At 56.3% G+C, this 26,837-nt stretch carries 26 protein-coding genes, 1 tRNA gene and 1 other RNA gene; 9 read left to right on the top strand and 19 right to left on the bottom strand.

What is annotated here, in order from left to right; translation table 11 throughout:
- The first annotated feature begins 264 nt into the window (after nt 1-264).
- Complete coding sequence (locus APT89_RS09945) at nt 265-1,074, top strand: DUF4225 domain-containing protein (protein ID WP_060572224.1); 810 nt, start codon at nt 265-267, stop codon at nt 1,072-1,074.
- Here APT89_RS09945 and APT89_RS09940 read toward each other — a convergent pair.
- The 3 genes from APT89_RS09940 to actS form a co-directional block, all read right to left on the bottom strand.
- Entirely contained in the window at nt 1,071-1,385 is a 315-nt protein-coding gene (locus tag APT89_RS09940) for a hypothetical protein (protein WP_003862882.1), read from the bottom strand. The genes APT89_RS09945 and APT89_RS09940 overlap by 4 nt on opposite strands.
- A gap of 386 nt (nt 1,386-1,771) precedes the next feature.
- Nucleotides 1,772-1,845 (bottom strand) — tRNA-Gly (locus APT89_RS09935).
- A gap of 80 nt (nt 1,846-1,925) precedes the next feature.
- Nucleotides 1,926-2,669: an amidase activator ActS gene (gene actS, locus APT89_RS09930; RefSeq protein ID WP_041908359.1), complete on the bottom strand. Its 744-nt coding sequence runs from the start codon at nt 2,667-2,669 to the stop codon at nt 1,926-1,928.
- A 163-nt stretch (nt 2,670-2,832) separates the two neighbouring features.
- On the opposite strand from actS, the gene idi reads away from it, so the two are divergent.
- Nucleotides 2,833-3,375, top strand: coding sequence for an isopentenyl-diphosphate Delta-isomerase (idi, locus tag APT89_RS09925; protein ID WP_041908358.1), 543 nt, complete (start codon nt 2,833-2,835; stop codon nt 3,373-3,375).
- Nucleotides 3,376-3,413: 38 nt separating this feature from the next.
- Here idi and lysS read toward each other — a convergent pair whose 3' ends face one another.
- The 5 genes from lysS to xerD form a co-directional block, all read right to left on the bottom strand.
- Nucleotides 3,414-4,931: a lysine--tRNA ligase gene (gene lysS / locus APT89_RS09920; RefSeq protein ID WP_060572222.1), complete on the bottom strand. Its 1,518-nt coding sequence runs from the start codon at nt 4,929-4,931 to the stop codon at nt 3,414-3,416.
- A gap of 9 nt (nt 4,932-4,940) precedes the next feature.
- A protein-coding gene (gene prfB / locus APT89_RS09915) for a peptide chain release factor 2 (protein WP_100170824.1) occupies nt 4,941-6,039 on the bottom strand; the annotation gives its coding sequence in 2 pieces (ribosomal slippage) (nt 4,941-5,963 and nt 5,965-6,039; 1,098 coding nt in all).
- 90 nt (nt 6,040-6,129) lie between these two features.
- The gene (gene recJ, locus APT89_RS09910; RefSeq protein WP_060572220.1) at nt 6,130-7,863 is read right to left on the bottom strand and encodes a single-stranded-DNA-specific exonuclease RecJ; all 1,734 of its coding nucleotides are present in this window, start codon (nt 7,861-7,863) and stop codon (nt 6,130-6,132) included.
- A gap of 5 nt (nt 7,864-7,868) precedes the next feature.
- The gene (gene dsbC, locus APT89_RS09905; protein WP_028014319.1) at nt 7,869-8,582 is read right to left on the bottom strand and encodes a bifunctional protein-disulfide isomerase/oxidoreductase DsbC; all 714 of its coding nucleotides are present in this window, start codon (nt 8,580-8,582) and stop codon (nt 7,869-7,871) included.
- Between the two features lie 28 nt (nt 8,583-8,610).
- On the bottom strand, nt 8,611-9,507 hold the full coding sequence (gene xerD, locus APT89_RS09900; protein ID WP_028014320.1) for a site-specific tyrosine recombinase XerD: 897 nt from the start codon (nt 9,505-9,507) through the stop codon (nt 8,611-8,613).
- A 101-nt stretch (nt 9,508-9,608) separates the two neighbouring features.
- Here xerD and fldB point away from each other — a divergent pair, with 101 nt between their 5' ends.
- The gene (gene fldB, locus APT89_RS09895) at nt 9,609-10,130 is read left to right on the top strand and encodes a flavodoxin FldB (RefSeq protein ID WP_028014321.1); all 522 of its coding nucleotides are present in this window, start codon (nt 9,609-9,611) and stop codon (nt 10,128-10,130) included.
- Nucleotides 10,131-10,136: 6 nt separating this feature from the next.
- On the opposite strand, the gene APT89_RS09890 is transcribed toward fldB, so the two are convergent.
- A complete protein-coding gene (locus APT89_RS09890) occupies nt 10,137-10,547 on the bottom strand; it encodes a protein YgfX (RefSeq protein WP_060572218.1) in 411 nt (136 codons plus the stop codon).
- A complete protein-coding gene (gene sdhE, locus APT89_RS09885; protein ID WP_010435322.1) occupies nt 10,528-10,794 on the bottom strand; it encodes an FAD assembly factor SdhE in 267 nt (88 codons plus the stop codon). Before sdhE ends, APT89_RS09890 begins: the two co-directional genes overlap by 20 nt.
- A 294-nt stretch (nt 10,795-11,088) precedes the next feature.
- Here sdhE and ygfZ point away from each other — a divergent pair, with 294 nt between their 5' ends.
- Entirely contained in the window at nt 11,089-12,069 is a 981-nt protein-coding gene (ygfZ, locus tag APT89_RS09880; RefSeq protein ID WP_028014323.1) for a tRNA-modifying protein YgfZ, read from the top strand.
- A gap of 87 nt (nt 12,070-12,156) precedes the next feature.
- On the opposite strand, the gene trhA is transcribed toward ygfZ, so the two are convergent.
- Entirely contained in the window at nt 12,157-12,816 is a 660-nt protein-coding gene (gene trhA, locus APT89_RS09875) for a PAQR family membrane homeostasis protein TrhA (RefSeq protein ID WP_060572216.1), read from the bottom strand.
- Nucleotides 12,817-13,081: 265 nt separating this feature from the next.
- Between trhA and APT89_RS09870 the strand changes: the two genes are divergently transcribed.
- Together APT89_RS09870 and bglA are read left to right on the top strand one after the other, a co-directional pair.
- Nucleotides 13,082-13,813, top strand: a complete 732-nt coding sequence (locus tag APT89_RS09870) for a MurR/RpiR family transcriptional regulator (RefSeq protein ID WP_060572214.1) — start codon at nt 13,082-13,084, stop codon at nt 13,811-13,813.
- Nucleotides 13,814-13,929: 116 nt separating this feature from the next.
- The gene (bglA, locus tag APT89_RS09865) at nt 13,930-15,363 is read left to right on the top strand and encodes a 6-phospho-beta-glucosidase BglA (RefSeq protein WP_028014326.1); all 1,434 of its coding nucleotides are present in this window, start codon (nt 13,930-13,932) and stop codon (nt 15,361-15,363) included.
- A gap of 50 nt (nt 15,364-15,413) precedes the next feature.
- Here the strand turns inward: bglA and APT89_RS09860 are convergent, their stop codons facing one another.
- From APT89_RS09860 to APT89_RS09825, 8 genes are all read right to left on the bottom strand, one after another.
- Nucleotides 15,414-16,157, bottom strand: coding sequence for an SDR family oxidoreductase (locus APT89_RS09860; RefSeq protein WP_028014327.1), 744 nt, complete (start codon nt 16,155-16,157; stop codon nt 15,414-15,416).
- Between the two features lie 68 nt (nt 16,158-16,225).
- The gene (gene gcvP, locus APT89_RS09855; RefSeq protein ID WP_060572212.1) at nt 16,226-19,099 is read right to left on the bottom strand and encodes an aminomethyl-transferring glycine dehydrogenase; all 2,874 of its coding nucleotides are present in this window, start codon (nt 19,097-19,099) and stop codon (nt 16,226-16,228) included.
- Nucleotides 19,100-19,225: 126 nt separating this feature from the next.
- The gene (gene gcvH, locus APT89_RS09850) at nt 19,226-19,615 is read right to left on the bottom strand and encodes a glycine cleavage system protein GcvH (protein ID WP_008499718.1); all 390 of its coding nucleotides are present in this window, start codon (nt 19,613-19,615) and stop codon (nt 19,226-19,228) included.
- A gap of 23 nt (nt 19,616-19,638) precedes the next feature.
- Nucleotides 19,639-20,733 carry a glycine cleavage system aminomethyltransferase GcvT gene (gcvT, locus tag APT89_RS09845; protein ID WP_049001427.1) on the bottom strand — a complete coding sequence of 365 codons (1,095 nt, stop codon included), beginning with the start codon at nt 20,731-20,733 and terminating at the stop codon, nt 19,639-19,641.
- A 397-nt stretch (nt 20,734-21,130) separates the two neighbouring features.
- The gene (gene ubiI, locus APT89_RS09840; protein ID WP_060572210.1) at nt 21,131-22,333 is read right to left on the bottom strand and encodes an FAD-dependent 2-octaprenylphenol hydroxylase; all 1,203 of its coding nucleotides are present in this window, start codon (nt 22,331-22,333) and stop codon (nt 21,131-21,133) included.
- Between the two features lie 12 nt (nt 22,334-22,345).
- Nucleotides 22,346-23,524, bottom strand: coding sequence for a 2-octaprenyl-6-methoxyphenyl hydroxylase (gene ubiH, locus APT89_RS09835; RefSeq protein WP_045260937.1), 1,179 nt, complete (start codon nt 23,522-23,524; stop codon nt 22,346-22,348).
- Nucleotides 23,521-24,834: a Xaa-Pro aminopeptidase gene (gene pepP, locus APT89_RS09830; protein WP_028014332.1), complete on the bottom strand. Its 1,314-nt coding sequence runs from the start codon at nt 24,832-24,834 to the stop codon at nt 23,521-23,523. The genes ubiH and pepP overlap by 4 nt, the downstream gene beginning before the upstream one ends.
- A 31-nt stretch (nt 24,835-24,865) precedes the next feature.
- Nucleotides 24,866-25,444, bottom strand: a complete 579-nt coding sequence (locus tag APT89_RS09825) for a YecA/YgfB family protein (RefSeq protein WP_028014333.1) — start codon at nt 25,442-25,444, stop codon at nt 24,866-24,868.
- Between the two features lie 167 nt (nt 25,445-25,611).
- Here APT89_RS09825 and zapA point away from each other — a divergent pair, with 167 nt between their 5' ends.
- The 3 genes from zapA to APT89_RS09810 all read left to right on the top strand — a co-directional run bounded on the left by zapA (nt 25,612) and on the right by APT89_RS09810 (nt 26,787).
- On the top strand, nt 25,612-25,941 hold the full coding sequence (gene zapA / locus APT89_RS09820) for a cell division protein ZapA (protein ID WP_006811891.1): 330 nt from the start codon (nt 25,612-25,614) through the stop codon (nt 25,939-25,941).
- Between the two features lie 41 nt (nt 25,942-25,982).
- Nucleotides 25,983-26,166, top strand: a non-coding RNA gene (gene ssrS / locus APT89_RS09815) — 6S RNA.
- A gap of 24 nt (nt 26,167-26,190) precedes the next feature.
- Nucleotides 26,191-26,787, top strand: coding sequence for a 5-formyltetrahydrofolate cyclo-ligase (locus APT89_RS09810; protein WP_060572208.1), 597 nt, complete (start codon nt 26,191-26,193; stop codon nt 26,785-26,787).
- Nucleotides 26,788-26,837: the final 50 nt, after the last annotated feature.

Below are 26,837 nucleotides of genomic sequence, written 5' to 3'. Positions count from 1 at the left end.
CGAGGCATTTTGCAACGCAAGCAAAGTGGTGTGACGCAGTGACAACACCAAGATATTTCATGCAGATCCTAGCAAAATAGTTAGCGGCCTAATTAGTTACTTGGCAGTGCTCCAACAGAGCCGGGGATATTTTCAACAGGAGAATGTAAACCTGGAGGATAAAGAAACGGGACATCCACGTGGGCGGGTTGTGAAAGTATTTCCTGTTGCCTTCGACCTTATTGCACGTAAAATGACCAGACATATTTTGGGAAGGAGTCTTTAATGGATATTGCGCTGCTCAACAGGGGCTGGAACAGAACATGGTCAGATACCATGGTGAATCTTGAAGCCCGGAAACTCGTCGAAACAGCAAATCGGCTGTCAGCATTCTATTTGCAGGATGGTCTTACACGAATCAAGTTTGTCGAAGAAATAAAACAGGTTGTAGATAAAGAATTTGAAACTGCACGACGGGCCAAAACCGATGAAGAATGCATTGCTTGCATCAAAAATCTGCGTGCCGAAACGGATAATCTACACGAACAAGAACGCCTGTTAAGAACCAGAGCCGCACAGCTTTACGCGAAGGTCGAATTTGTTAAGGAAAATAATAAAATCGTCGGTTATGTTATATCCGCTGTAAATGTGGTGCTATCAGGCGTGGTTCTCTTTGGTGGCTTTATGATGTTATCCACTATGGGGCCGATTGGTATGCTGGCTGGGGCAGTCCTGATTGCCGATGGAATGAACGGATTAACGAAAGAAGTGCTCAACTTTGCTCAGCCAGCAGGACATAAACCCTCGCAAGGTATCATTGCTGACTCCGCGATGCATACGGCCCAGTTCATGGGATTTAATCCTAACACAGGCCTGGCTCTCTATAATGGTGTTACTCTTGGTGCCAGTGTGTACAGCATTGTAGGACTCGCTCGAAAAACTGGAGCCTGGAGATTATTTCGCTGGCTTCCACACGATTACTATCTCAAAGTCAGCACAATGAGCACTCCTAAGCTAACAATGAAGATTGTCGGTTATGGTGTTAAAGCAAAAGTGATTTTCGATCTATTGACAACCGAAAATGGAACCAATTAATCCTTGATAGTTTTTCGGTAACGCCAGGATTTATAGGAAATTACCGGCGGCTGCGCGAAGGACATAATGGCAACCCCAAAGATCATCGCCAGCCCCCATGCAACTGCTCTATCGGGTGAGCTGAAGACGATAAGTAGCAGTAGGATTAAGGCACACACAGCCACCACTCCCGCCAAGGTAACAAATCGCCTGGCAAGGTCATTTATGGCCTCTCCAAGCGTTCCTCCATATTTTTCAATGTTGCTTTTTATCTTCTGCAATTCGGGCTGCGTAAACCCTGAACGTAACAAAGCCTCATCAGTCACTTTCATATCGTCTCGTCCCTTATCTCCCAGAAGTGTTTTCTCAATCGCTGATTGTGCAAATAATCATACTGATGAACTTTACAGCAATCCACATGATGTTTGTGCAATGTATCAGATTTCAGACAATAGCAGCCAAAAGGCCGCACATCGGGCTTAAATGCGTATGATCAATCTGTTCGGGAGTTATGCCAGGTATGCGGCTTTTTGTTCGTTGTTGTGCTGTCGCGGTAAGAACCAGGAACCACCGCCAGCGTGATGATATGCTCTCTTGTACCACAGACCAATCACGCGACAGGTGCGGGCGTAGAGCAATGGGTAGTTTAAGTTGTACCTGCTAAAGCAGGGCTACGTAACTAACTGATAAGCTATAACTTATTGATTTATCAGGAGGCTGGAGCGGGCGAAGGGAATCGAACCCTCGTATAGAGCTTGGGAAGCTCTCGTTCTACCATTGAACTACGCCCGCTTTGAGGTGCGTAAGGCATTATAGACCTTACGCACCTTCATACAAGCCTCTTCACAACTAACCGGCGATTAAATAATCACTTAGCACTTCGGTTTGCTGCCGGGCGCAGGAAGATAGCGTTGCGGATCGATGGCCGTCGCCTTATAGCGGATCTGGAAGTGCAGCTTCACCGAATCGGTACCGGTGCTGCCCATGGTGGCAATCTTCTGCCCCGCCTTCACGTTCTGGCCGTTGTTAACCAGCATCGTGTCGTTATGCGCGTAGGCGGTGATGTAATCTTCGCCATGCTTAATCATGATCAGGTTACCGTAGCCGCGCAGCTGGTTACCCACATAAACCACCTTCCCTGCCCCAGAGGCATAAACCGGCGTACCGCGCGCAGCGGCGATATCAATCCCCTTGTTGCCACCTTCAGAGAGTGAGTAAGGGGCGACCACTTTACCGCTGGCAGGCCAAATCCAGCAGCGCTGTCCAACCGGCGGCCATGACGATTGCGGTACCTGATAGGACGGCGTCACTTTGGCGGTTTTGCCTTTCGATGAGGATTTTTTGCCCGAGGATGAACTGCCGTTCACCTTGAGCTTTTGCCCCACTTCGATGGTGTACGGCGGAGAGATGTTATTCAGGCGCGCCAGATCCTTCACGCTGGTCCCCGTTGCGCGCGAAATCCGGTACAGCGTATCCCCGCGCTTAACGGTATAGACCGAACCGGAATAGCTACCCATATCCGACGATTTGCTTCCTGAACAGCCTGCCAGGAATAGCGTCAGCGTCAGGCAAAAGATGGCGATGATGGGGTTTCTCGTCAGGCTTCCTGCAAACAAAACAGATCCTCGGTCAGCGTGAATGGCGCACTATGATACCAGCCCGGAGAGATATGGGTCAGCCCTTTTCCGCTCCTGGAAACAAACCGTTCGTATAAGATTGCCGTATAATGCTCCCTGTTGATGGTGCAGAACCATCCGCATCGTTGGCACTGGAGCATGAATGAGTATTCAAGAACACGTTATTTTGGTTAATGACCAGGGAATGGTGATTGGCACTCAGGAAAAATACGCCGCGCATACTGCCCAAACCCCGCTGCATCTGGCGTTCTCATCCTGGCTGTTTAACGCCGAAGGCGAGTGTCTGGTAACCCGACGCGCACTAAGTAAAAAAGCCTGGCCGGGCGTCTGGACGAATTCTGTCTGCGGTCACCCTCAATCTGGTGAACGGACGGAAGAGGCAATTATCCGTCGCTGCCGCGATGAGATTGGCGCAGAAATTACCGCGATTACGCCTGTCGCCTCAGAATTCCGCTACCGCGAAACGGATCCTTCCGGGATCGTGGAAAACGAGATTTGCCCGGTCTTCGCTGCCCGCGTCACCAGCGAACTGCGAATTAACCATGATGAAGTGATGGCATTTGAATGGGTGACGCTGGAATCGTTATTCCGCGCGCTGGACGCCGCCCCATGGAGCTTTAGCCCGTGGATGGTGCAGGAAGCAACGGTCGCGCGAGACGCGCTGAGAGCGTTCGCGGCGCAATAAAAAAGCCCCTTTCGGGGCTTTTTTAGCAACGTAACGCCTTATTTCACCGGGCGCATTGCCGGGAACAGGATCACGTCACGAATAGTGTGGCTGTTGGTGAACAGCATCACCATACGGTCGATACCAATACCCAGACCTGCGGTTGGCGGCAGGCCGTGCTCCAGCGCGGTCACATAGTCTTCGTCGAAGAACATCGCTTCGTCGTCGCCTGCCGCTTTCGCATCTACCTGGTCCTGGAAACGCTGCGCCTGGTCTTCCGCATCGTTCAGCTCGCTAAAGCCGTTGCCGATTTCACGGCCGCCGATGAAGAATTCGAAACGGTCGGTGATTTCCGGGTTCTCGTCATTACGACGCGCCAGCGGAGAGACTTCCGCCGGGTATTCGGTAATGAAGGTCGGCTGAATCAGGTGCGCTTCTGCCACTTCTTCGAAGATCTCGGTCACGATGCGGCCCAGACCCCAGCTCTTCTCAACCTTGATACCGATGCTTTCAGCGATGGCCTTCGCAGAATCGAAGTTATCCAGATCCGCCATGTTGGTTTCCGGACGGTACTTCTTGATCGCTTCGCGCATGGTCAGTTTTTCGAACGGCTTGCCGAAGTCGAAGACTTCTTCACCGTAAGGAACCTGCGTGGTGCCCAGAATGTCCTGCGCCAGGGTACGGAACAGGGATTCGGTCAGCTCGATCAGATCTTTGTAGTCCGCGTACGCCATATAGAGTTCCATCATGGTGAACTCTGGGTTATGGCGAACGGAGATACCTTCGTTACGGAAGTTACGGTTGATCTCGAACACGCGCTCAAAACCACCAACCACCAGACGCTTCAGGTACAGTTCCGGCGCGATACGCAGGTACATGTCCAGGTCCAGGGCGTTGTGATGGGTGATGAACGGACGCGCAGACGCGCCGCCAGGGATCACCTGCATCATCGGGGTTTCCACTTCCATAAAGTCGCGGTTGACCATGAACTGGCGGATACCGGCCATGATCTGGGAGCGAATTTTGAAGGTCTTGCGGGATTCATCGTTAGAGATGAGATCCAGGTAACGCTGACGATAGCGCGCTTCCTGATCCTGCAGGCCGTGGAACTTGTCCGGCAGCGGGCGGAGGGCTTTGGTCAGCAGGCGCAGCTCGGTGCAGTGGATAGACAGTTCACCGGTTTTGGTTTTAAACAGTTTACCTTTCGCGCCCAGGATATCGCCCAGGTCCCACTTCTTGAACTGCTCGTTGTAGATGCCTTCCGGCAGGTCGTCACGGGAGACGTACAGCTGAATGCGGCCGCCAACGTCCTGTAAGGTCACGAAGGACGCTTTACCCATAATACGACGGGTCATCATACGGCCAGCCACGGACACTTCAACGTTCAGCGCTTCCAGCTCTTCGTTCTCTTTACCGTCGAAGTCAGCGTGCAGTTGGTCTGAGGTGTGGTCACGACGAAAATCGTTCGGGAACGGCACGCCCTGCTCGCGCAGCGCTGCCAGCTTCTCGCGGCGGGTTTTCAGTTCGTTGTTAAGATCGACTACCGCGTCAGCGCCCTGTGCTTGTTGTTCAGACATGTTGGTTCCTCATAACCCTGCTTTCAAACTTGCTTCGATAAATTGGTCCAGGCTGCCGTCCAGCACCGCCTGCGTGTTGCGGGTTTCAACCCCGGTACGCAGGTCTTTGATGCGGGAGTCATCAAGGACGTAAGAACGGATCTGGCTGCCCCAACCGATGTCGGACTTGTTGTCTTCCATCGCCTGTTTCTCAGCATTTTTCTTCTGCATCTCCAGCTCATAAAGCTTCGCTTTCATCTGCTTCATGGCCTGGTCTTTGTTCTTATGCTGGGAACGGTCGTTCTGGCACTGTGTTACCAGCCCGGTTGGAATGTGGGTAATACGCACCGCAGATTCTGTACGGTTAACGTGCTGACCACCCGCACCGGACGCGCGGTAAACGTCAATACGCAGGTCCGCCGGGTTAATTTCGATATCGATATCTTCGTCAACTTCCGGGTAAACAAACGCGGAGCTGAAGGAGGTATGACGACGACCACCGGAGTCAAACGGGCTCTTACGCACCAGGCGGTGAACGCCGGTTTCGGTACGCAGCCAGCCGTAGGCGTAGTCGCCAATGATCTTGATAGTGACGGATTTAATACCGGCCACTTCACCTTCAGACTCTTCGATAATTTCGGTTTTGAAGCCGCGCGCTTCCGCCCAACGCAGATACATACGCGTCAGCATGCTGGCCCAGTCCTGCGCTTCGGTACCGCCAGAACCTGCCTGAATATCGAGATAGCAGTCAGCGCTGTCGTATTCGCCGGAGAACATGCGACGGAATTCCAGCTGTGCCAGCTTCTCTTCCAGCCCGTCGAGTTCTGCCACGGCTTCGTTAAAGGTTTCTTCGTCGTCGGCTTCGACGGCCAGCTCCAGCAAACCGGAAACATCTTCCAGCCCCTGAGCCATTTGATCCAACGTATCTACGATAGCTTCGAGAGAGGAACGCTCTTTACCCAGCGCCTGTGCGCGTTCAGGTTCGTTCCAGACGTCCGGCTGTTCCAGCTCGGCGTTTACTTCTTCAAGACGCTCTTTCTTGGCATCGTAGTCAAAGATACCCCCTAAGAACGTCAGAGCGCTCCGTGAGGTCCTGAATACGGTTTTTTACCGGATTAATTTCAAACATGGTCTGTTTTCTTTTATGGACTTGTCAAAATGCGGTGATAAGAGCGGGATTGTACCGAATCCACGCCCTTTTTTATAGAGATTACTGCCGCTAAATTGGCCAGATATTGTCGATGATGATCTGAAGGGTGCGGTTACCGCGAAACTCGTTGATATCCAGTTTGTACGCCAGCTCGACCTCGCGCACGCCGTTGTCCGGCCAGATGGAGGTGTCAACGTTGAAGGCGATGCCGTCCAGCAGCGGTCCGCCGCCCACCGGTTCAACCATCACTTTCAGGTGACGTTCGCCAACGATACGCTGCTGCAGCAGGCGGAATCGCCCGTCGAACAGCGGTTCCGGGAACATTTGCCCCCATGGACCGGCATCGCGCAGCATCTGCGCGACCTCCATCGTCATTTCGGAGACGGACAGCTCACCGTCAGAGACCACTTCGCCCTGCAGCAGCGCTGGATCAATCCAGTCAGTCACCAGCTCGCCGAACAGGCGCTGAAACTCGTCGAATTTCGCCTCTTCCAGCGACAGGCCAGCCGCCATCGCATGGCCGCCGAACTTGATCATCAGGCCCGGATACAGCGTATCGAGACGCTCCAGCGCGTCGCGCATGTGCAGCCCCTGAATTGAACGACCGGAGCCTTTCAGCGTGCCGTCGCCCGCGGGGGCAAACGCAATCACCGGACGGTGGAAGCGCTCTTTGATGCGCGACGCCAGGATGCCGACCACGCCCTGATGCCACTCGGGATGGTACATCGCCAGGCCGCCCGGCAGCGTATCGCCGCTGCGCTCCAGCTTTTCACACAGGGTCAGCGCTTCGGCCTGCATCCCCTGCTCGATCTCTTTACGGGTCTGGTTCAGGGCGTCCAGTTCGTTCGCCAGCACGCGCGCCTCGCCGATGTTGTCGCACAGCAGCAGCGCGACGCCAACGGACATATCGTCCAGTCTTCCGGCCGCGTTCAGGCGCGGCCCGAGCGCAAAGCCCAAATCGCTTGCCGCCAGCTTGAGCGGATCGCGGTTGGCAATCTCCAGCAGCGCCTTAATTCCGGGACGGCACTTGCCCGCGCGAATACGGCTTAAGCCCTGCCAGGTCAAAATGCGGTTATTGGCATCAAGAGGTACCACGTCCGCCACGGTGCCCAGCGCCACCAGGTCGAGGTATTCGGCCAGGTTTGGAACGGCAATGCCGCGGGATTCGAACCAGCCCTTATCGCGTAAGAGAGTACGCAACGCCAGCATCAGATAAAACGCCACGCCCACGCCGGCGAGGGATTTCGACGGGAAATCGCAGTCGCGCAGGTTGGGGTTAATAATCGCTTCTGCTGCGGGGAGCGTATCGCCGGGCAGGTGATGATCGGTGACCAGCACCGGGATCCCCAAAGCGTGAGCATGATCGACGCCCGCATGGGAGGAGATCCCGTTGTCGACGGTCATGATCATCTGCGCACCGCGGGCATGGGCCTGATCGACCACCTCCGGGCTGAGGCCATAGCCGTCTTCAAAGCGGTTCGGCACCAGATAGGTGACATTATCGCAGCCCAGCGCGCGCAGGCTGAGCACGCTCAGGGCGGTGCTGGTTGCGCCGTCGGCGTCGAAATCCCCTACCACCACAATGCGCGTTCCCTCACGCAGCGCGTTGTAGAGCATTTCAGTGGCTTTTTCGATACCGTTCAGCTGCTGCCAGGGCAGCATCCCTTTCACGCTGCGCTCAAGATCCTCTGCGCGGCGCACGCCGCGGCTGGCGTAGAGGCGCTTTAGCAGCGGCGGGAGATCGTCCGGTAAATCAACGTGTTCAACCGCCTCGCGGCGGCGCAATTTGATGGGGGCTTTCACGCGAATTATTTACCACCAAACTGTTTCTGGTGCGCGTCGAGAAACTCTTTCATCTCTTTCGGTCCCTGATAGCCCGGAACAACATAGCCGTTACTCAGGACAATCGCTGGCGTACCGCTCACGCCAAACTGCACGCCCAGCGCGTAGTGATTAGCAATGTCGATGTCGCAGGAGGCAGGCTTAACGTCTTTACCGTTCATCGCGTCATCAAACGCTTTGTTGCGGTCTTTGGCACACCAGATCGCTTTCATGTCCTGCTCTGGCTTGCTCTGGACGCCTGCGCGCGGGAAGGCCAGGTAACGCACGGTAATGCCCAGCGCGTTATAGTCTTTCATCTGTTCATGCAGCTTGTGGCAGTAGCCACAGGTGATGTCGGTGAAGACGGTAATCACATGTTTTTCCTGCGCCGCTTTATAGACGATCATCTCTTTTTCGAGCGCGTTCAGGTTTTTCATCAGCAGCTGGTTGGTGACGTTCACCGGCTGCGCGCCGCTCACGTCGTACAGCGGTCCCTGAATAAAGTGTTTGCCGTCTTCGGTGACGTACAGCACGCCGCTGTTGGTCAGTACGGTTTTCATACCGGCAACCGGCGCAGGCTGGATGTCGCTGCTGGTGACGCCAAGCTTAGCCAGAGACTGTTTGATGGCGGCGTCATCCGCATGGGCGAAGCCGGTAAATGAGGCTGCCAGCAGGGTGAACAGCACGAAAGACTTTTTCATAATTGATCCTGTTACAATTTGTCGGCACTCACGCACGAGGGTGGTGCTGTTGGTGTAGCTGCCGCAGGCGTTCCGTCGCGACATGGGTGTAAATTTGCGTCGTTGAAAGATCGCTGTGTCCCAGCAGCATCTGCACCACGCGTAAATCTGCGCCGTGGTTTAACAGATGCGTCGCGAAGGCGTGACGCAATACGTGCGGCGAAAGCTTTTCACTGTCGATACCCGCCAGTGTGGCGTAATGCTTGATGCGATGCCAGAACGTTTGTCGCGTCATCTGCTGCGCGCGCTGGCTCGGAAACAGGACGTCGATAGACGCACCATTGAGCAGCCAGGGGCGGCCATGCTCAAGATACGTCTCCAGCCAGTAAACCGCCTCTTCTCCCAGCGGAACCAGCCTTTCCTTGTTTCCTTTACCGATGACGCGCACCACGCCCTGACGCAGGCTGATGTCGCTCATTGTCAGGCCAACCAGTTCCGAAACGCGCAAGCCGGTAGCATACAATAGCTCAAGCATGGCTTTATCGCGTAACTCCAGCGGCAGGTCAACAGCCGGTGACTGTAATAATCTCTCAACTTGTGCTTCGCTGAGATCTTTCGGCAGCCGCTGCGGGAGTTTCGGGGACGCCAGCAGCGCGCTGGGATCGTCTTCGCGAATCTTCTCCCGATAAAGATGCTGGAAAAGCCGACGCATGGCGCTGAGCAAGCGTGCAGAGCTGGTGGCTTTGTACCCCCCTTCTACGCGTTCAGCGAGCAGCGCCTGCAGGTCGTCGCTTTGCGCGCTCGCAAGCGATAGCTCCCGACGCGCCAGCCACTCCACCAGCATGGTGAGATCGCGCCGGTAGGCACTGAGGGTATTCTCGGCCAGATTTTTCTCCAGCCACAGCGCGTCGAGAAACTGTTCAACGAGTGCGAGATCCTTTTCCACATCAGCCCCTTTGATTTTGCATTAAGGCCATTATGCCTGATTGCGACCGGTTTCTGGTACACTACGCGCAAAGTCATAGCAAGAATTGAGATAGTTACGCGATGAATATTGGTCTGTTCTATGGTTCCAGCACCTGCTACACCGAAATGGCGGCGGAGAAAATTCGCGACATCATTGGCCCGGAACTGGTGACGTTGCATAACCTGAAAGATGACGCGGTCGCCTTGATGGAGCAGTACGATGTGCTGATTCTGGGCATCCCAACCTGGGATTTTGGTGAGATACAGGAAGACTGGGAAGCCATCTGGGATCAGCTCGATTCAGTCAATTTCGACGGTAAAATTATTGCGATGTACGGCATGGGTGACCAGTTAGGCTACGGCGAATGGTTCCTGGACGCACTCGGCATGCTGCACGATAAGCTGGCACCAAAAGGGGCGGCGTTTATCGGCTACTGGCCAACCGAAGGGTATGAATTCACCAGTAAAAAGCCGATTATTGCCGACGGCGAGCTGTTTGTCGGGCTCGCGCTGGATGAAACCAATCAGTACGATCTCAGCGACGAGCGCCTGCAGGCCTGGTGCGAGCAGATCCTCGGCGAAATGGCAGAAAAATTCAGCTAACGCGCGTTAATCTTGCGTCGGCTGTTGCAGCAACATCCGGCGCAGATCCCGCCATTCTGATGCGTCCATACTGTCCGCCGCCAGCCACAGGTGCTGGCAACGTCCGCCCCCCACTTTGCGTAACCGTAACATCATCCCGGCGTTAAGCATCCAGGGCACACCGAGAATATCCCACTCTTTTCCCTGCCAGCGCAGGCGGGAATCCATCAGCAGCTTGATCTCGCCCTGACGCGCGTTAATGCGACGCTGGCTGCGTACGCTGTCAAAAACAACAAACGAAAGTAATAGCAGCCACAGCGGCGTATAGCTGAGCGGCCACGGCATGAGTAAAACGATGGCCGCAACCAGCCCGTGGAGCAATAAAGACATCCACTGCGAGCGCCACGAGACGCGAAGATCAGATTGCCACAGGACCACGTTCCCGATTCCGTGTTTGAATTAATTGCACCATCCGTTGCAACTCGGTGTCGGCGGGTTTGCCGTGGTTCATCAGCCAGTTGAATAAATCCGGATCGTCAGACTCAAGCAGGCGAACAAACAGACGCTTATCATCATCGCTTAAGCTGTCGTACTCATATTCGAAGAAAGGCATGATGGAAATATCAAGTTCACGCATTCCGCGTCGGCATGCCCAGTGAATACGGGCCTTGTTGTTAATATCCATGTTCAGGTTCCTGCATTACGTTTGGCACAGTCGGTACCCCGTTTTCTGTTCTTAATTTCTCTACGGGGACACCAGCTAGTGTAACGTGTTTTTGACCGTTTCATTACTGGAATATTGCGTTTGACGAGCAGGCTTCCAGAATAATCCCTACATAGACAGCGGATTACACTATTTTGCGTAGCGCTACGCATAACCCGTTTATGGCACAAATGGTCTGCTGAAAGCGCTTGCAATGCCTGCAGGCTCTTTTACCATTAGGCATTATCAAAGCGTTAAGCAATTCAGGATACCGTTATGGCCTTTACACCATTTTCTCCTCGCCAGCCCGCCGCCTCTGCGCGTCTGCCGCTGACGCTTATTTCTCTTGATGACTGGGCGCTGGCAACCCTCTCCGGCGCCGACGCCGAAAAATACTTGCAGGGTCAGGTGACTGCGGATGTTGCGCAGTTGACTGAACACCAGCATCTGCTGGCCGCGCACTGCGATCCTAAGGGCAAAATGTGGAGCAACCTGCGTCTCTTCCGCCGTCAGGACGGTTTTGCCTTTATTGAGCGCCGCAGCCTGCGCGATGCGCAGCTCAAAGAACTGAAAAAATACGCGGTCTTTTCCAAAGTCACCATCGCCCCGGACGATGAACATGTTCTGCTGGGCGTGGCGGGCTTCCAGGCGCGTGCGGCGCTGAAAAACCTGTTTGCTGAGCTGCCGGATGCAGAAAAACAGGTGGTCAGCGAGGGCGCAACTTCCATCCTGTGGTTTGAACACCCGGCAGAGCGCTTCCTGTTAGTCACGGATGCCGCAACAGCCGAACGCGTGACCGAGGCGCTGCGCGGCGAAGCGCAGCTCAACAACAGCCAGCAGTGGCTGGCGCTGAACATCGAAGCGGGTCTGCCTGTAATTGACGCAGCCAACAGCGCGCAGTTTATTCCTCAGGCAACTAACCTGCAGGCGCTGGGGGGCATCAGCTTTAAAAAAGGCTGCTACACCGGTCAGGAAATGGTCGCGCGTGCAAAATTCCGTGGGGCAAACAAACGCGCGTTGTGGACACTGGCAGGCCATGCCAGCCGCGTACCGGAAGCAGGTGAAGACTTAGAACTGAAGATGGGCGACAACTGGCGCCGCACCGGTACCGTGTTAGCCGCAGTCCAGTTGGACGATGGCCGTCTTTTGGTACAGGCTGTAATGAACAACGACATGGAAGCGGACAGCGTGTTCCGCGTGCGCGACGACGCGAATACGTTGAGTATTGAGCCGCTACCGTATTCACTGGAAGAGTGATGCTCTATCGCCCGGTGGCGCTGCGCTTACCGGGCCTACGGGTGCAAATCCAGGTCGGGTAAGGCGAAGCCGCCACCCGACAACAAACTAAACCTGCCCCACGTACAAATAAATCGCCAAAAAGTGGCACACGCTGCCGCCCAGCACAAAGCCGTGCCAGATGGCATGGTTGTATGGGATGCGCTTGCAGACGTAGAAAATAACGCCCAGCGAGTAGATCACACCGCCCACCGCCAGCAGCGTGACGCCGCCGACCGCCAGCTTAATCGCCAGCTGATACACCACAATCAGCGACAGCCAGCCCATCGTCAGATAGGTGACCAGCGACAACACTTTAAACCGGTGCGCAATGGTCAGCTTAAACAGGATCCCCAGCAGCGCCAGGCTCCAGATAACAATCATCAGGCCGCGCGACAGCGGTGAGTTTAGCCCCACCAGCAAGAAAGGCGTATAGGTACCCGCAATCAGCAGATAGATAGCGCAGTGGTCAAATTTCTTAAGCCATATTTTGGCCCGCTGATGCGGAATCGCGTGATAGAGCGTCGAGGCCAGGAACAGCAGGATCATACTTCCGCCATACAGGCTATAGCTGGTAATGGCCATCGCGCTGGCATTGGTATCCACCGCCTGTACCAGCAATAACACTAAACCGACAATCCCAAACACCAGGCCAATGCCGTGGCTGATGCTGTTGGCTACTTCCTCAGCCAGCGAATATCCCTGTGCGATTAATGGTCTGCTCGCCATACTAAACTCCGGGAAAACTAAAGATGATTATTCATCGCATGACTATGCTAACTGAGAATGATTCCAGTGAACACCTGTTAGCTAAAATAATTTTAAAGTAAATTTTTATAATTAAAATCAAAAACATAAACGAACAATTCACCTGACATTTGTTCACATAAAAATTTAAGCGTTACTAATCAATGGCATAAAATTGGCTCCTGCCGTCTGGCTGCATGATATGATGGATAAATGAGGTCTGAATGAGAGTTTTGCCACTGTGAGTATGTTCACCCACTCCGCCATTGCCAGTCTCAATAACCTGGAAATGATGGTCTACAACTATGTCATCAAAAACCGGGACAAAGTGATGTACATGACCATCCGCGAGCTGGCGGATGCGGCTGGCGTCTCAACCACCACTATCCTGCGCTTTTGCCGCAAGCTTAGCTGTGAAGGGTATTCTGAATTTCGCGTGCGCTTTAAGCTCTATCTTGAGCAGAACGAGCCCCAGCAGGCGAATTTCGGCGCCAGCGAAATTATCAGCTTCTTTAAAAGCGTGAATAATGAAGAGTTCGACGCGCTATTAAATGAGGCGGTAAATATCATTTTGTCTTCCGAGCGAATTATATTTGTCGGGGCGGGCACGTCAGGCTCTTTGGCCAAATATGGCGCACGCTTCTTTTCAAATATTGGTAAATTCAGTAATCATATTGATGACCCTTATTTCCCGGTCACCAATGATATGGCGAAAAATGCGCTGGCGATTGTGCTCTCCGTCTCGGGCGAAACCGAGGAGATCCTGCGCTTCGCCAGCCAGTTCAGCCTGCATCACTGCAAGGTGCTCTCTATCACCAGCCACGAGCACTCGCGCCTGACAAAACTGGCGGACTTTAATCTCTCCTGGCACGTTCCCCAGACGCGAATTGGCGGCGTCTACGATATCACCACGCAAATTCCCGTCATTTATATTCTGGAATCTCTCGGACGCAAGCTGGCGAAAAAACTGACGGAATAAAACACCCTGTTTTTTCGATGTGACAAATCACAATTTTCGCAAATTGTTATATCGTGACATTCAATTTCGCTTTGCTAGACTCAATGCCAATAAGCCATTTATTGAGAATAGCAGCGATGAAAAAAATAACCTTACCGAAAGATTTTTTATGGGGCGGCGCGGTTGCCGCTCATCAGGTTGAAGGCGGCTGGAACAAAGGCGGCAAAGGGCCAAGCATTTGCGACGTGCTGACCGGCGGCGCACACGGCGTGCCGCGCGAAATCACGCAGGAGGTGGTGCCGGGTAAATACTACCCAAACCACGAAGCCATCGACTTCCACGGCCACTATAAAGAAGACATCAAGCTATTTGCCGAGATGGGCTTCAAGTGTTTCCGTACCTCTATCGCCTGGACGCGCATCTTCCCGAAAGGTGACGAAACGCAGCCAAACGAAGAAGGGCTGAAGTTTTACGACGACATGTTCGATGAGCTGCTGAAGTACAACATCGAACCGGTGATCACCCTCTCCCACTTCGAAATGCCGCTGCACCTGGTGCAGGAGTATGGTAGCTGGACCAACCGCAAAGTGGTCGATTTCTTTGTGCGCTTCGCGGAAGTGGTGTTTGAGCGCTACAAGCACAAGGTCAAATACTGGATGACCTTCAACGAAATCAACAACCAGCGCAACTGGCGCGCCCCGCTGTTCGGCTACTGCTGCTCGGGCGTGGTCTACACCGAACATGACAACCCGGAAGAGACCATGTACCAGGTGCTGCACCACCAGTTTGTGGCCAGCGCCCTGGCGGTGAAAGCCGCGCGCCGCATCAACCCGGAGATGAAAGTCGGCTGCATGCTGGCGATGGTGGCGCTCTATCCGTTCTCCTGCAAGCCTGAAGACGTGATGTTCGCCCAGGAATCCATGCGCGAGCGCTATGTCTTTACCGACGTCCAGCTGCGTGGTTACTACCCGTCCTACGTGCTGAACGAGTGGGAGCGCCGCGGCTTTTCCATCAAAATGGAGGCGGGCGACGAGCAGATCCTGCGTGAAGGTACCTGCGACTACTTAGGCTTCAGCTACTACATGACCAACGCGGTGAAGGCGGAAGGCGGCACTGGTGACGCCATTTCCGGCTTTGAAGGCAGCGTGCCGAACCCGCACGTGAAGGCGTCCGACTGGGGCTGGCAGATTGACCCGGTGGGCCTGCGTTATTCCCTGTGCGAACTGTACGAGCGTTATCAGAAGCCGCTGTTTATCGTTGAGAACGGTTTCGGTGCCTACGACAAGGTGGAAGAAGACGGCAGCATCAACGATGACTATCGCATCGACTACCTGCGTGCCCACGTGGAAGAGATGATCAAAGCCGTCACGCACGATGGCGTGGATCTGATGGGCTATACGCCGTGGGGCTGCATCGACTGCGTGTCGTTCACCACCGGTCAGTACAGCAAGCGCTACGGCTTTATCTACGTCAACAAGCACGACGACGGCACGGGCGACATGTCGCGCTCCCGTAAGAAGAGCTTCGAGTGGTATAAAGGCGTGATTGCCAGCAACGGCGAGAAACTTTAACGCCGGGCGCCTAACCCTCTCCCTTTGGGGAGAGGGTTAGGGTGAGGGGTTTACTTCCCGCCAGCCAGCTCGATAAAACTGCCCGTCACGTAAGACGCCTTCTCGCTCAGCAGCCAGACAATTGCCTGCGCCACCTCTTCCGGCTGGCCGCCGCGCTGCATCGGCAGTAACGATTTCACGCGATCCACTCGCCCCGGCTCTCCGCCGGAAGCATGGATATCGGTATAAATCAGCCCAGGCCGCACGCAGTTCACGCGAATGCCCTGCGCCGCCACCTCCAGCGATAGCCCGGTTGTCAGCGAATCTACCGCGCCTTTAGAAGCAGCGTAATCGACATATTCACCCGGCGCGCCCAGACGAGACGCGGCGGAAGAGACATTCACAATCGCCCCGCCCTTGCCGCCATGCTTGATGGACATGCGTTTCACCGCTTCACGACAGCAGAGAAAGTAGCCCGTGACGTTGGTCGCCAGCACGCGGTTAATGCGCTCTGCGGACAGATTCTCGATGGTGGATTGCTCAAACAGAATGCCTGCATTATTGACCAGCGCGCGAAGCGGCTCACCTTCACGATCGATGCTGTCAAACATCGCCAGCACCTGAGCTTCGTCGCTGATGTCCGCACGCACGGCAAACGCTTTACCGCCGGCCTCAACGATCTGATTGATAACGTCCGTCGCGGCTTTAATGTTGTGGTGATAGTTCACCGCCACGGTGTAGCCTTCACGTGCCAGCTGCAGCGCGGTGGCTTTCCCAATGCCCCGGCTCGCGCCGGTGACCAGTGCAATTGCCATTCACAACCTCCAGATAAAAAAAAGCCGGGTGGCGCTTACGCTTACCCGGCCTACAGTATGGCAAATAATTACTGGTATTCGCTCATCGGCACGCAGGAGCAGAACAGATTACGGTCGCCGTAAACGTCATCAAGACGCTTCACGGTCGGCCAGTATTTGTTTGCCACGCCTGCCGGGAAGACGGCCAGTTCGCGGGAGTAACCGTGGTTCCACTCTGCCACCATCTCGTGCTGGGTATGCGGGGCGTTGACCAGCGGGTTATCTTCCAGCGTCCATTCGCCGTCCTGCACGCGGTCGATCTCCATGCGGATGGCCAGCATCGCGTCGATAAAGCGGTCCAGCTCGGCTTTGCTTTCAGACTCGGTCGGCTCCACCATCAGCGTCCCCGCAACCGGGAACGACATGGTTGGCGCGTGGAAGCCGTAGTCGATCAGACGCTTGGCGATATCCAGCTCGCTGATGCCGGTCTGCTCTTTCAGCGGACGAATATCCAGAATGCACTCGTGCGCCACGCGACCGTCGCGGCCGGTATAGAGCACCGGGAAGGCGGACTTCAGGCGAGTCGCAATGTAGTTGGCGTTCAGAATAGCCACCTGGCTCGCCTGCTTCAGCCCTTCCGCGCCCATCATGCGGATGTACATCCAGCTGATTGGCAGGATTGACGCGCTACCGAACGGGGCCGCAGAGACCGCGCCCTGACGGGTCAGCATGCCTTCAATCTGCACCACGCTGTGGCCCGGCACAAACGGCGCCAGGTGCGCTTTCACGCCGATTGGTCCCATGCCCGGGCCGCCACCGCCGTGCGGAATGCAGAAGGTTTTATGCAGGTTCAGGTGCGACACGTCCGCGCCGATAAAGCCCGGAGAGGTGATGCCCACCTGAGCGTTCATGTTCGCGCCGTCGAGGTATACCTGACCGCCAAACTGGTGCACCACTTCGCACACTTCACGGATGGTCTCTTCGTACACGCCGTGGGTGGACGGGTAGGTCACCATAATGCAGGAGAGCTTGTCGCCCGCCTGCTCGGCTTTCGCACGCAGGTCGGCCAAATCGATGTTGCCGTTCTTATCGCACGCGACCACCACCACTTCCATGCCCGCCATCTGGGCTGAGGCCGGGTTGGTGCCGTGGGCGGAGCTTGGGATCAGGCAGATATCGCGGTGGCCTTCGTTACGGCTTTCGTGATAGTGACGGATCGCCAGCAGGCCCGCGTATTCACCCTGCGCGCCGGAGTTCGGCTGCATGCAGAGCGCGTCGTAACCGGTCAGCTTCACCAGCCAGTCTGAAAGCTGGTTGATCATCATGTGATAGCCTTCCGCCTGTTCTGGCGGGCAGAACGGGTGCAGTTCGGAGAATTCAGGCCAGGTAATCGGGATCATCTCTGCCGCGGCGTTCAGCTTCATGGTGCAGGAGCCCAGCGGGATCATCGCCTGGTTCAGCGCCAGATCCTTGCGCTCCAGAGAGTGCATATAGCGCATCATCTCGGTTTCGCTGTGGTAGCGATTGAACACCGGGTGAGTCAGGATCGCGTCATTGCGCAGCATGCTTTCCTGAATGGAGCGGCTGTCGAGCGCGACCTCTTTGTCGAGCGTATCAACGTTCAGACCGTGTGCGTCGCCCAGCAACACGCTGAACAGGCTCAGGATATCGTCACGAGTGGTGCTTTCATCCAGCGTAATGCCGACCGCGTTGTGGATGTCGCTGCGCAGGTTGATTTCTGCTGCATTCGCGCGCGCCAGCACGGCGGCTTTGTCTGCCACTTCCACGCACAGGGTGTCGAAATAGTGCGCGTGGCGCAGCTTGAGGCCCTTCTGCTGCAGGCCGCAGGCCAGAATATCGGCCAGGCGGTGAATGCGGCTGGCAATGCGTTTCAGGCCAGCCGGGCCGTGGAATACCGCATACAGGCTGGCGATGTTTGCCAGCAGTACCTGGGAAGTACAGATGTTGGAGTTCGCTTTCTCGCGGCGGATATGCTGCTCGCGGGTCTGCATCGCCATGCGCAACGCGGTATTACCGGCAGCATCTTTTGACACGCCAATGATACGGCCTGGCATGGAGCGTTTGAATTCATCTTTCGCGCCGAAGAACGCCGCGTGCGGGCCGCCGTAGCCCATCGGCACGCCGAAGCGCTGCGCGGAGCCGAATACAATATCCGCGCCCTGTTTGCCCGGCGCCGTCAGCAGCACCAGCGCCATAAAATCGGCGGCAACGCTGACAACCACTTTGCGGGATTTCAGCTCGGCAATCAGCGCGCCGTAGTCGTGAACTTCGCCGGTGGTACCCACCTGCTGCAGCAGCACGCCGAAGACGTCCTGGTGATCCAGCACTTTGTCGGCGTCGTCGACGATCACCTCAAAGCCGAAGGTTTCTGCACGGGTGCGCACCACGTCCAGCGTCTGCGGATGCACGTCCGCCGCCACGAAGAAGCGGTTAGCATTTTTCAGCTTGCTCACGCGTTTTGCCATCGCCATCGCTTCGGCAGCGGCGGTCGCTTCATCCAGCAGTGAGGCGGAAGCGATATCCATACCGGTCAGATCCAGCGTCACCTGCTGGAAGTTCAGCAGCGCTTCCAGACGCCCCTGGGAGACTTCTGGCTGATAAGGGGTGTAAGCGGTGTACCAGCCCGGGTTTTCCAGCATGTTGCGCAGGATAACCGGCGGTAACTGCACGTTGGTGTAGCCCATGCCAATGTAAGACTTATAGCGCTTGTTGAGGCCTGCAATAGCCTTCAGCTCCGCCAGCGCGGCGAACTCCGTGGTGGCTTCCCCTACCTGAGGCGGCGTGGCAAGCTGGATGTCTTTTGGCACAATCTGGCCGATCAGTGCGTCTAATGAATCCGCGCCAACCGTCTTCAGCATCTCCTGCTGTTGCTGAGCATCCGGCCCAATGTGACGTTCAATGAAGGCGCCACGGTTTTCAAGCTGGCTTAAAGTCTGTGTCATGAGCGATGGTTCCTGATACGTGCAGTGAATGTGTTTTCTCCCTCTCCCTTAGGGAGAGGGCTGGGGTGAGGGTGTCGTCTGTTCCCCTCGCCCTACCCTCTCCCCAAAGGGGAGAGGGATAATGGCTTACTCGTCTTCTAACAGTGCTTCGTACGCGGTTGCATCCAGCAGCGCGGCAACTTGCGATTCGTCGCTGGCTTTGATCTTGAAGATCCAGCCGCCTTCATAAGGCTCGCTGTTGACCAGCTCTGGCGAATCGCTCAGCGCATCGTTGACCGCAACAATCTCGCCGCTTACCGGTGCGTAGATGTCAGACGCCGCTTTTACGGACTCCGCCACGGCGCAGTCGTCGCCCGCGCTAACAGTCGTGCCCACGTCAGGCAGGTCAACAAACACCATGTCGCCCAGCAGCTCCTGCGCGTGCTCGGTGATCCCGACGGTGTAAGTGCCGTCCGCCTCTTTGCGCAGCCACTCGTGTTCTTTGCTGTATTTCAGTTCTGCTGGCACATTGCTCATTGAAGTTCTCCTGATAAAAATGATTAGGCGACCGGCTTACCGGCGCGAACAAAAATCGGTTTGGTCACGTGGACCGGCATTTCGCGGTTGCGGATTTGCACTACCGCCGTGTCGCCAATGCCTGCCGGCACGCGTGCCAGTGCAATACTGTAGCCCAGCGTCGGGGAGAAGGTTCCGCTGGTGATCACGCCTTCGCGATGATTGCCGTCAGCATCGGTAAAGCGCACCGGCAGCTCACCGCGCAGCACGCCTTTTTCCTTCATCACCAGTCCCACCAGCTGTTCGGTGCCCTTCTCGCGCTGCATCTCCAGCGCTTCACGGCCAATAAAGTCACGGTCAGCCGGTTCCCACGCGATGGTCCAGCCCATGTTGGCCGCCAGCGGAGAGACGCCTTCATCCATTTCCTGACCGTAGAGGTTCATGCCCGCTTCCAGACGCAGCGTATCGCGCGCGCCCAGACCCGCAGGCTTCACGCCCGCCTCTACCAGGGCACGCCAGAAATCGGCAGCTTTCTCGTTCGGCATCGCAATTTCGTAGCCCGCTTCACCGGTGTAGCCGGTGGTGGCGATAAACAGATCCCCCGCCTGCACGCCGAAGAACGGCTTCATGCCTTCGGTGGCGGTGCGCTGCTCGTCGTTAAAGAGAGAGGCGGCTTTTGCCTGCGCGTTCGGCCCCTGCACGGCGATCAGCGACAGATCGTCGCGGACGGTGATGTCGACGGCATAAGGTTCGGCGTGTTGGGTGATCCAGGAGAGGTCTTTTTCGCGGGTGGCGGAGTTTACAACGAGGCGGAAGAAATCTTCGGTGAAGTAGTAGACGATAAGGTCATCAATCACGCCGCCCGAGGCATTGAGCATGCCGGTATAGAGCGCTTTACCCGGCGTCTTCAGTTTGGCGACGTCGTTTGCCAGCAGATAACGCAAAAACTCCCGGGTGCGGCTACCGCGCAGATCGACAATCGTCATGTGGGACACGTCGAACATACCGGCATCGGTGCGCACCGCGTGGTGCTCATCTATCTGCGAGCCGTAGTGCAGTGGCATCATCCAGCCATGGAAGTCCACCATGCGGGCGCCGCATAACACGTGCTGTTCGTACAAAGGAGTCTGTTGAGCCATCTTGTCCTCGTTGAAAAATTCACCGTGAAACCCGGTATCGGCCTCGTTCCCGAATGCCGACGCAAACGTTCTCTTTTACCTGAACTTACCACCGAAACCGGCGGTTAACCATAAGGTAAAACGGGTCATCACATTAGCTTATGACCAAAAAACGCTGGAAAGCCTACAGAGTTATTCACTGGAAAAATGCGATTAACCCCGCACAAAATTAACAATGATCTAACAGGATTTAGCACATGGTGATATTTCGTGCGGAAAAACGGGCCGAATTTCCGTCACGTGAAAATCACGACATGAGAATAACTAATGCGAAAAATGGCGTGGAATTAGAATATTTCAAACGAGGGGATTTCCCCGACGCAGAGGCCGGGAAAATAAAGTGTGACGGGGATCGAGGTTAGCGTAACCAGTCGGGAAGATCGTTAAGACCCATTGCCTGACGAAGAAGTTGAGGTTTGACGCCGGGAAGGGTGTCGGCCAGCTTGAGGCCGATATCGCGCAGCAGTTTTTTCGCCGGATTTGCCCCGGCAAACAGCTCGCGGAAGCCCTGCATTCCTGCCAGCATCATCGCCGCACTGTGCTTGCGGCTGCGCTCGTAGCGACGCAGATACAGATGCTGGCCGATATCTTTACCTTCACGGTGCAGGCGACGCAGTTCTTCCACCAGTTCCGCCGCGTCCATAAAGCCGAGGTTAACGCCCTGCCCGGCCAGCGGATGAATGGTATGGGCCGCATCCCCCACCAGTGCCAGACGGTGCGCGGCAAATTGACGCGCGTAGCGGCCGGTTAACGGGAAAACCAGCCGCTCGCTTTCAAGCGCGCACAGGCCAAGGCGGTTATCAAACGCCACGCACAGCGCCTGGTTAAAGGCCTCCGGCGTCGCATCCTGCATCTGCTGCGCTTTATCCGGTACCAGGGACCAGACAATCGAGCACAGGTGCGGATCGGCAAGCGGCAGGAACGCCAGTATGCCGTCGTTGTGGAAAATCTGCCGCGCAACGCCGCCGTGCGGCTCTTCAGTACGGATCGTTGCCACCATCGCATGATGGCGGTAATCCCAGTACGTTAGCGGGATATCAGCCTTGTTGCGCAGCCAGGAGTTAGCGCCGTCGGCACCGACCACCAGACGCGCGGTCAGCATGTCGCCGCTTTGCAGGGTGATAAACGCCTCGTTTTCGCCCCATGCCACCTGCTGGATCTGCGCAGGCGCAACCAGCGTCACGTCGCTGCACTGCTCTGCTTTCTGCCACAGCGCGTGGTGGATCACCGCATTCTCTATGATATGCCCCAGATGGCTATAGCCCATGCTTTCATCATCAAAGGCAATATGGCCAAAGCTGTCTTTGTCCCACACTTCCATGCCGTGATAGCAGCTGGCGCGCTGGGCGACGATATCTGACCAGACGCCGAGACGCGTCAAAAGCTTTTCGCTGGCCGCATTAATCGCCGACACGCGGAGTTCCGGCGGAGCATCTGATGCGACAGGCTGGGGCTGCTTTTGCTCCAGCACGGCCACGCGCAGGCCGCTGCCCTGTAATCCACAGGCCAGCGCCAGCCCAACCATTCCGCCGCCAACGATGGCAACATCAACATTTTGCACAGTGATAACTCCTTAACGCGCGACCCAACCCAGGGTCCGCTGCGCCAGCACGTCACGTGCCGGAATGAACAGTTCCATCGCCATCAGCCCGAGGTTGCGACCAACAACCAGCGGCGCCCAGCGATTGGCAAAGAGATGGACTAAGCCGTCGGTGACGCCAATTGTCGCCTCTTTATCGGCCTGACGTCGCGTCTGGTAATGGCTTAGCACCGGGTAAGCGCCACAGTCTTTTTGTTCGCTCCACGCCTGCGAAAGCGTTTCGGCCAGGCTCATCACATCCCGCAGGCCAAGGTTAAAGCCCTGACCGGCGATGGGGTGGAGGGTTTGCGCCGCGTTGCCGACCAGCGCCACGCGGTGAGAAACAGACTGTGACGCCGTGGTTAACGAAAGCGGATAGACCGCACGTTTCCCGGCATGGGTAATACGCCCCAGCCGCCAGCCAAAGGCTTTCTGCAGCTCGGTACAAAAACGTTCGTCGGACCAGGATTTAACCTCTTCGGCCTTTTCCTGCGGGTGGCACCAGACCAGCGAGCAGCGCCCGCCCGTCATCGGCAGCATCGCCAGCGGGCCGTGCTGGGTGAAGCGCTCAAACGCCCGGCCGTTGTGTTCTGCTGCGGTCGAGACGTTCGCGATGACCGCGACCTGCCCGTAAGGCTGCTGCCGCCACGCTACGCCGCACTGGGTGCCGAGCGCCGAGCGCGACCCGTCAGCCGCCACCAGAAGCTGTCCGTCAAGCACGGTGCCATTGTCCAGCGTTACGCTGACCGCGTCTTCACTGCGGGTGAAGCTGGCAACGCGTGCCGGGCAGTGCAACGTAACGCCCGGCGCGTCCTGCAACAGGCGGAACAGGCGCAGGCCAATATCGTGCAGTTCAACGACCTGACCCAGCGCGTCAATACGGTAATCATGGGCATCCAGCGTCACAAACCCGGCATGACCGCGATCGCTCACGTGCACGGTATTAATGGCGGTAGCGCAGTCGGCGATGGCCTGCCAGATGCCAATGCGGGATAGCTGCTGGCAGGTGCCCTGCGCCAGAGCAATGGCGCGGGAATCAAACCCAGGGTGATTCTTCGCCTGCGGCGCGACGGCTTCAACCAGATGCACCGGAAGCTGCCCCTTCGTCAAATGCGAGATGGCTAACGCCAGCGTGGCGCCAGTCATGCCGCCGCCAACGATAATCACGCTCATACGCGCGCCGCTGCCATCAGCGCCTCGATATCGTCCGCTTTTTTCACCACGCTCGCGGTCAGGTTTTCGTTGCCGGTTTCGGTGATGACGATGTCGTCTTCAATACGAATGCCAATTCCGCGGTATTCCTCTGGCACGTCGGCATCCGGCGCGATGTACAGGCCCGGCTCGACGGTCAGCACCATGCCCGGTTCAAGCACGCGCGAACGTTCAGGGCCGTACGCGCCCACGTCGTGCACGTCCAGCCCCAGCCAGTGGCTCAGGCCGTGCATAAAGTACGGGCGGTGAGCATTCTCGGTAATCAGGGTGTCGACATCCCCTTTGAGGATCCCAAGCTTAACCAGCCCGGTAATCATGATACGCACCACCTCACCGGTCACCTCCTGAATGGAGGTGCCCGGGCGATACAGCGTCAGCGCCGTCTCGAGAGATTCGAGAACGATGTCATAAATCGCCCGCTGCGCTGGCGAAAACTTGCCGTTCACCGGGAAGGTACGCGTGATGTCGCCCGCGTAGCCCTGATATTCGCAACCGGCGTCAATCAGCACCAGATCGCCGTCGCGCAGCGCGCTTTCGTTTTCGGTATAGTGCAGAATGCAGCCGTTTTCCCCGCCGCCAACGATGGTGTTGTAGGAGGGATAACGCGCGCCGTGGCGGTTAAATTCGTGGTGAATTTCGCCTTCCAGCTGGTATTCGAACATTCCGGGGCGGCATTTTTCCATCGCGCGGGTGTGCGCCAGGGCGCTGATTTCGCCCGCACGGCGCAGCACGTTCAGCTCTTCTTCAGATTTGAACAGACGCATCTCGTGCACCACCGGACGCCAGTCCGTGAGGGTGGCGGGCGCGGACAGGTTCTGCCGCGAGCCTTTACGCAGTTTTTCCAGCGCGTTGAAAACAATCTCATCGGCGTAGGCGTATTCGCCCTGCGCGTGGTAGAGCACGTCGAGGCCATTAAGCAGCTGATAGAGCTGCTGGTTGATTTCGCTAAACGCCAGCGCGCGGTCAACGCCCAGCTTTTCCGGGGCGGCCTCTTGCCCTAAGCGGCGGCCAAACCAGATCTCAGCGGTTAAGTCTCGTACGCGGTTGAAAATCACGCTGTGGTTGTGGGTGTCATTGCTCTTAATCAGCACCAGCACCGCTTCCGGCTCGTTGAAGCCGGTGAAGTACCAGAAATCGCTGCTCTGGCGATAGGGGTATTCGCTGTCGGCGCTGCGCGTCACTTCCGGCGCGGCAAAAATCAGCGCCGCGCTTCCCGGCTGCATGTTTGCCAGCAGCGCCTGACGACGGCGCAAATACTCTTGTTGCGAGATAACCATGACACCCTCCTGTGCGTTATTTTTCTTAATGTAAGGTTGGCTTGCGAACTTCCGGCGCGGTCGGCTGCGAGCGCGTAAAGTTGTCGTGGCACAGCAGCGCCGCCACGCGCACGTACTCGATGATCTCTTCGAGAGACATTTCCAGCTCTTCCTGATCTTCCTCTTCATCGTAGCCAAGCTGGGCGATGTTGCGCAGATCGTCAATCGCTTCACCCGCTTCGCCGGTGACTTTATCAAGCTTAGGCTGGGTGACGCCCAGGCCAAGCAGATAGTGGTTTACCCACCCCGCGAGCGCATCGGCGCGATCGAAGACGCTGACATCGTCGCCTTCAGGCAGATAAAGCTGAAAAAGGAAGCCATCGTCTTCCAGCGAATCGCTGGTTGCCGCGTGCATTTTTCGCAGCGCTTCCGCCAGTTCGTGGCCAAACGCCAGCCCTTCGTTGGTGAGGTCGTGGATCAGCGGCTGCCATGAGCTGTCGCTGTTTCCGCCGCACAGTATGCCGCTGATCAGACCGTGCATTTCGGCAGGGGTAAGACCGACGCCCTGCTGGTTCAGTAACTGGTTTAAATCCTTGTAACCAGGCATTTCGTTCTGTATAGACATACGCATTCGTCATCAAAGGGAGGATATTCATGATATGCTACCACTTTGGACCCTGGTGATACCAGAAAAGGGCTTGTATCTTCACATCAGGGTAGCTATAGTGTCGCCCCTTCGCAGCCCCCGGGGCAGTAAGCGAAGGCAGCGCAGTCAATCAGCAGGAAGGTGGCATGTCTGCACAACCCGTCGATCTCCAGATTTTTGGCCGTTCACTGCGAGTGAATTGTCCACCTGAACAAAGGGATGCTTTGAATCAGGCTGCGGACGATTTGAATCAGCGGTTGCAAGATCTAAAAGAACGCACTAGAGTCACAAATACTGAGCAGCTGGTTTTCATCGCCGCGTTGAACATCAGCTATGAACTGACTCAGGAAAAAGCGAAGACCCGCGATTACGCGGCTAGCATGGAGCAGCGCATTAAAATGCTCCAGCAGACCATTGAACAGGCGTTGCTTGATCAAGGTCGCAATCCCGAAAGACCGGGACCAAAGTTTGAATAACACTTCGCAGTTGACTATGGTAGAGTAACTGTGAAGACAAAATTTCTCTGAGATGTTTGCAAGCGGGCCAGTCCCCTGAGCCGATATTTCATACCACAAGAATGTGGCGCTCCATGGTTGGTGAGCATGCTCGGTTCGTCCGAGAAGCCTTAAAACTATGACGACACATTCACCTTGAACCAAGGGTTCAAGGGTTACAGCCTGCGGCGGCATCTCGGAGATTCCCTCTCTCTTCTTCTACCGACTACCATGACTCAATTCCCTGAAGTTTCTGCTTTACGCCAGGACATTCGTCAGCTCATTCGCCAGCGTCGTCGCGCCTTAAGCGTCGAACAACAGGCACACTTTGCGCAGCAGGCCGCCGCCCGCATGATGGCCTATCCGCCCGTGGTGATGGCAAATACCGTCGCGCTCTTTCTCTCGTTTGACGGCGAGCTGGACACCCAGCCGCTTATCGACCAGCTCTGGCGCGCCGGGAAAAAAGTTTACCTGCCGGTACTGCATCCGTTCAGCCGGGGCAATCTGCTGTTTCTGCACTACCATCCGCACAGCGAGCTGGTGGTGAATCGTCTGAAAATCACCGAGCCGAAACTCGACGTGCGCGACGTACTCCCGCTGTCCGAGCTGGACGTGCTGATTACGCCGCTGGTGGCGTTTGATGAGCAGGGACAGCGCTTAGGCATGGGCGGGGGGTTCTATGACCGAACGCTGCAAAACTGGCAGCAGTACAGGCTGCAGCCGGTAGGCTACGCGCATGATTGTCAGTGCGTGGAGGCGTTGCCGGTGGAGAAATGGGATGTGCCGCTGCCGGCGGTGGTAACGCCAGGTAAAACGTGGCTTTGGTAGCATAAAGCCGGGTGGCGCTTACGCTTACCCGGCCTACAAAAGCTCAACGT

Source organism: Enterobacter sp. 50588862 (assembly GCF_001462935.1).
Classification (GTDB): domain Bacteria; phylum Pseudomonadota; class Gammaproteobacteria; order Enterobacterales; family Enterobacteriaceae; genus Enterobacter; species Enterobacter bugandensis.
This window is presented reverse-complemented; position numbering and strand designations above follow the sequence as displayed.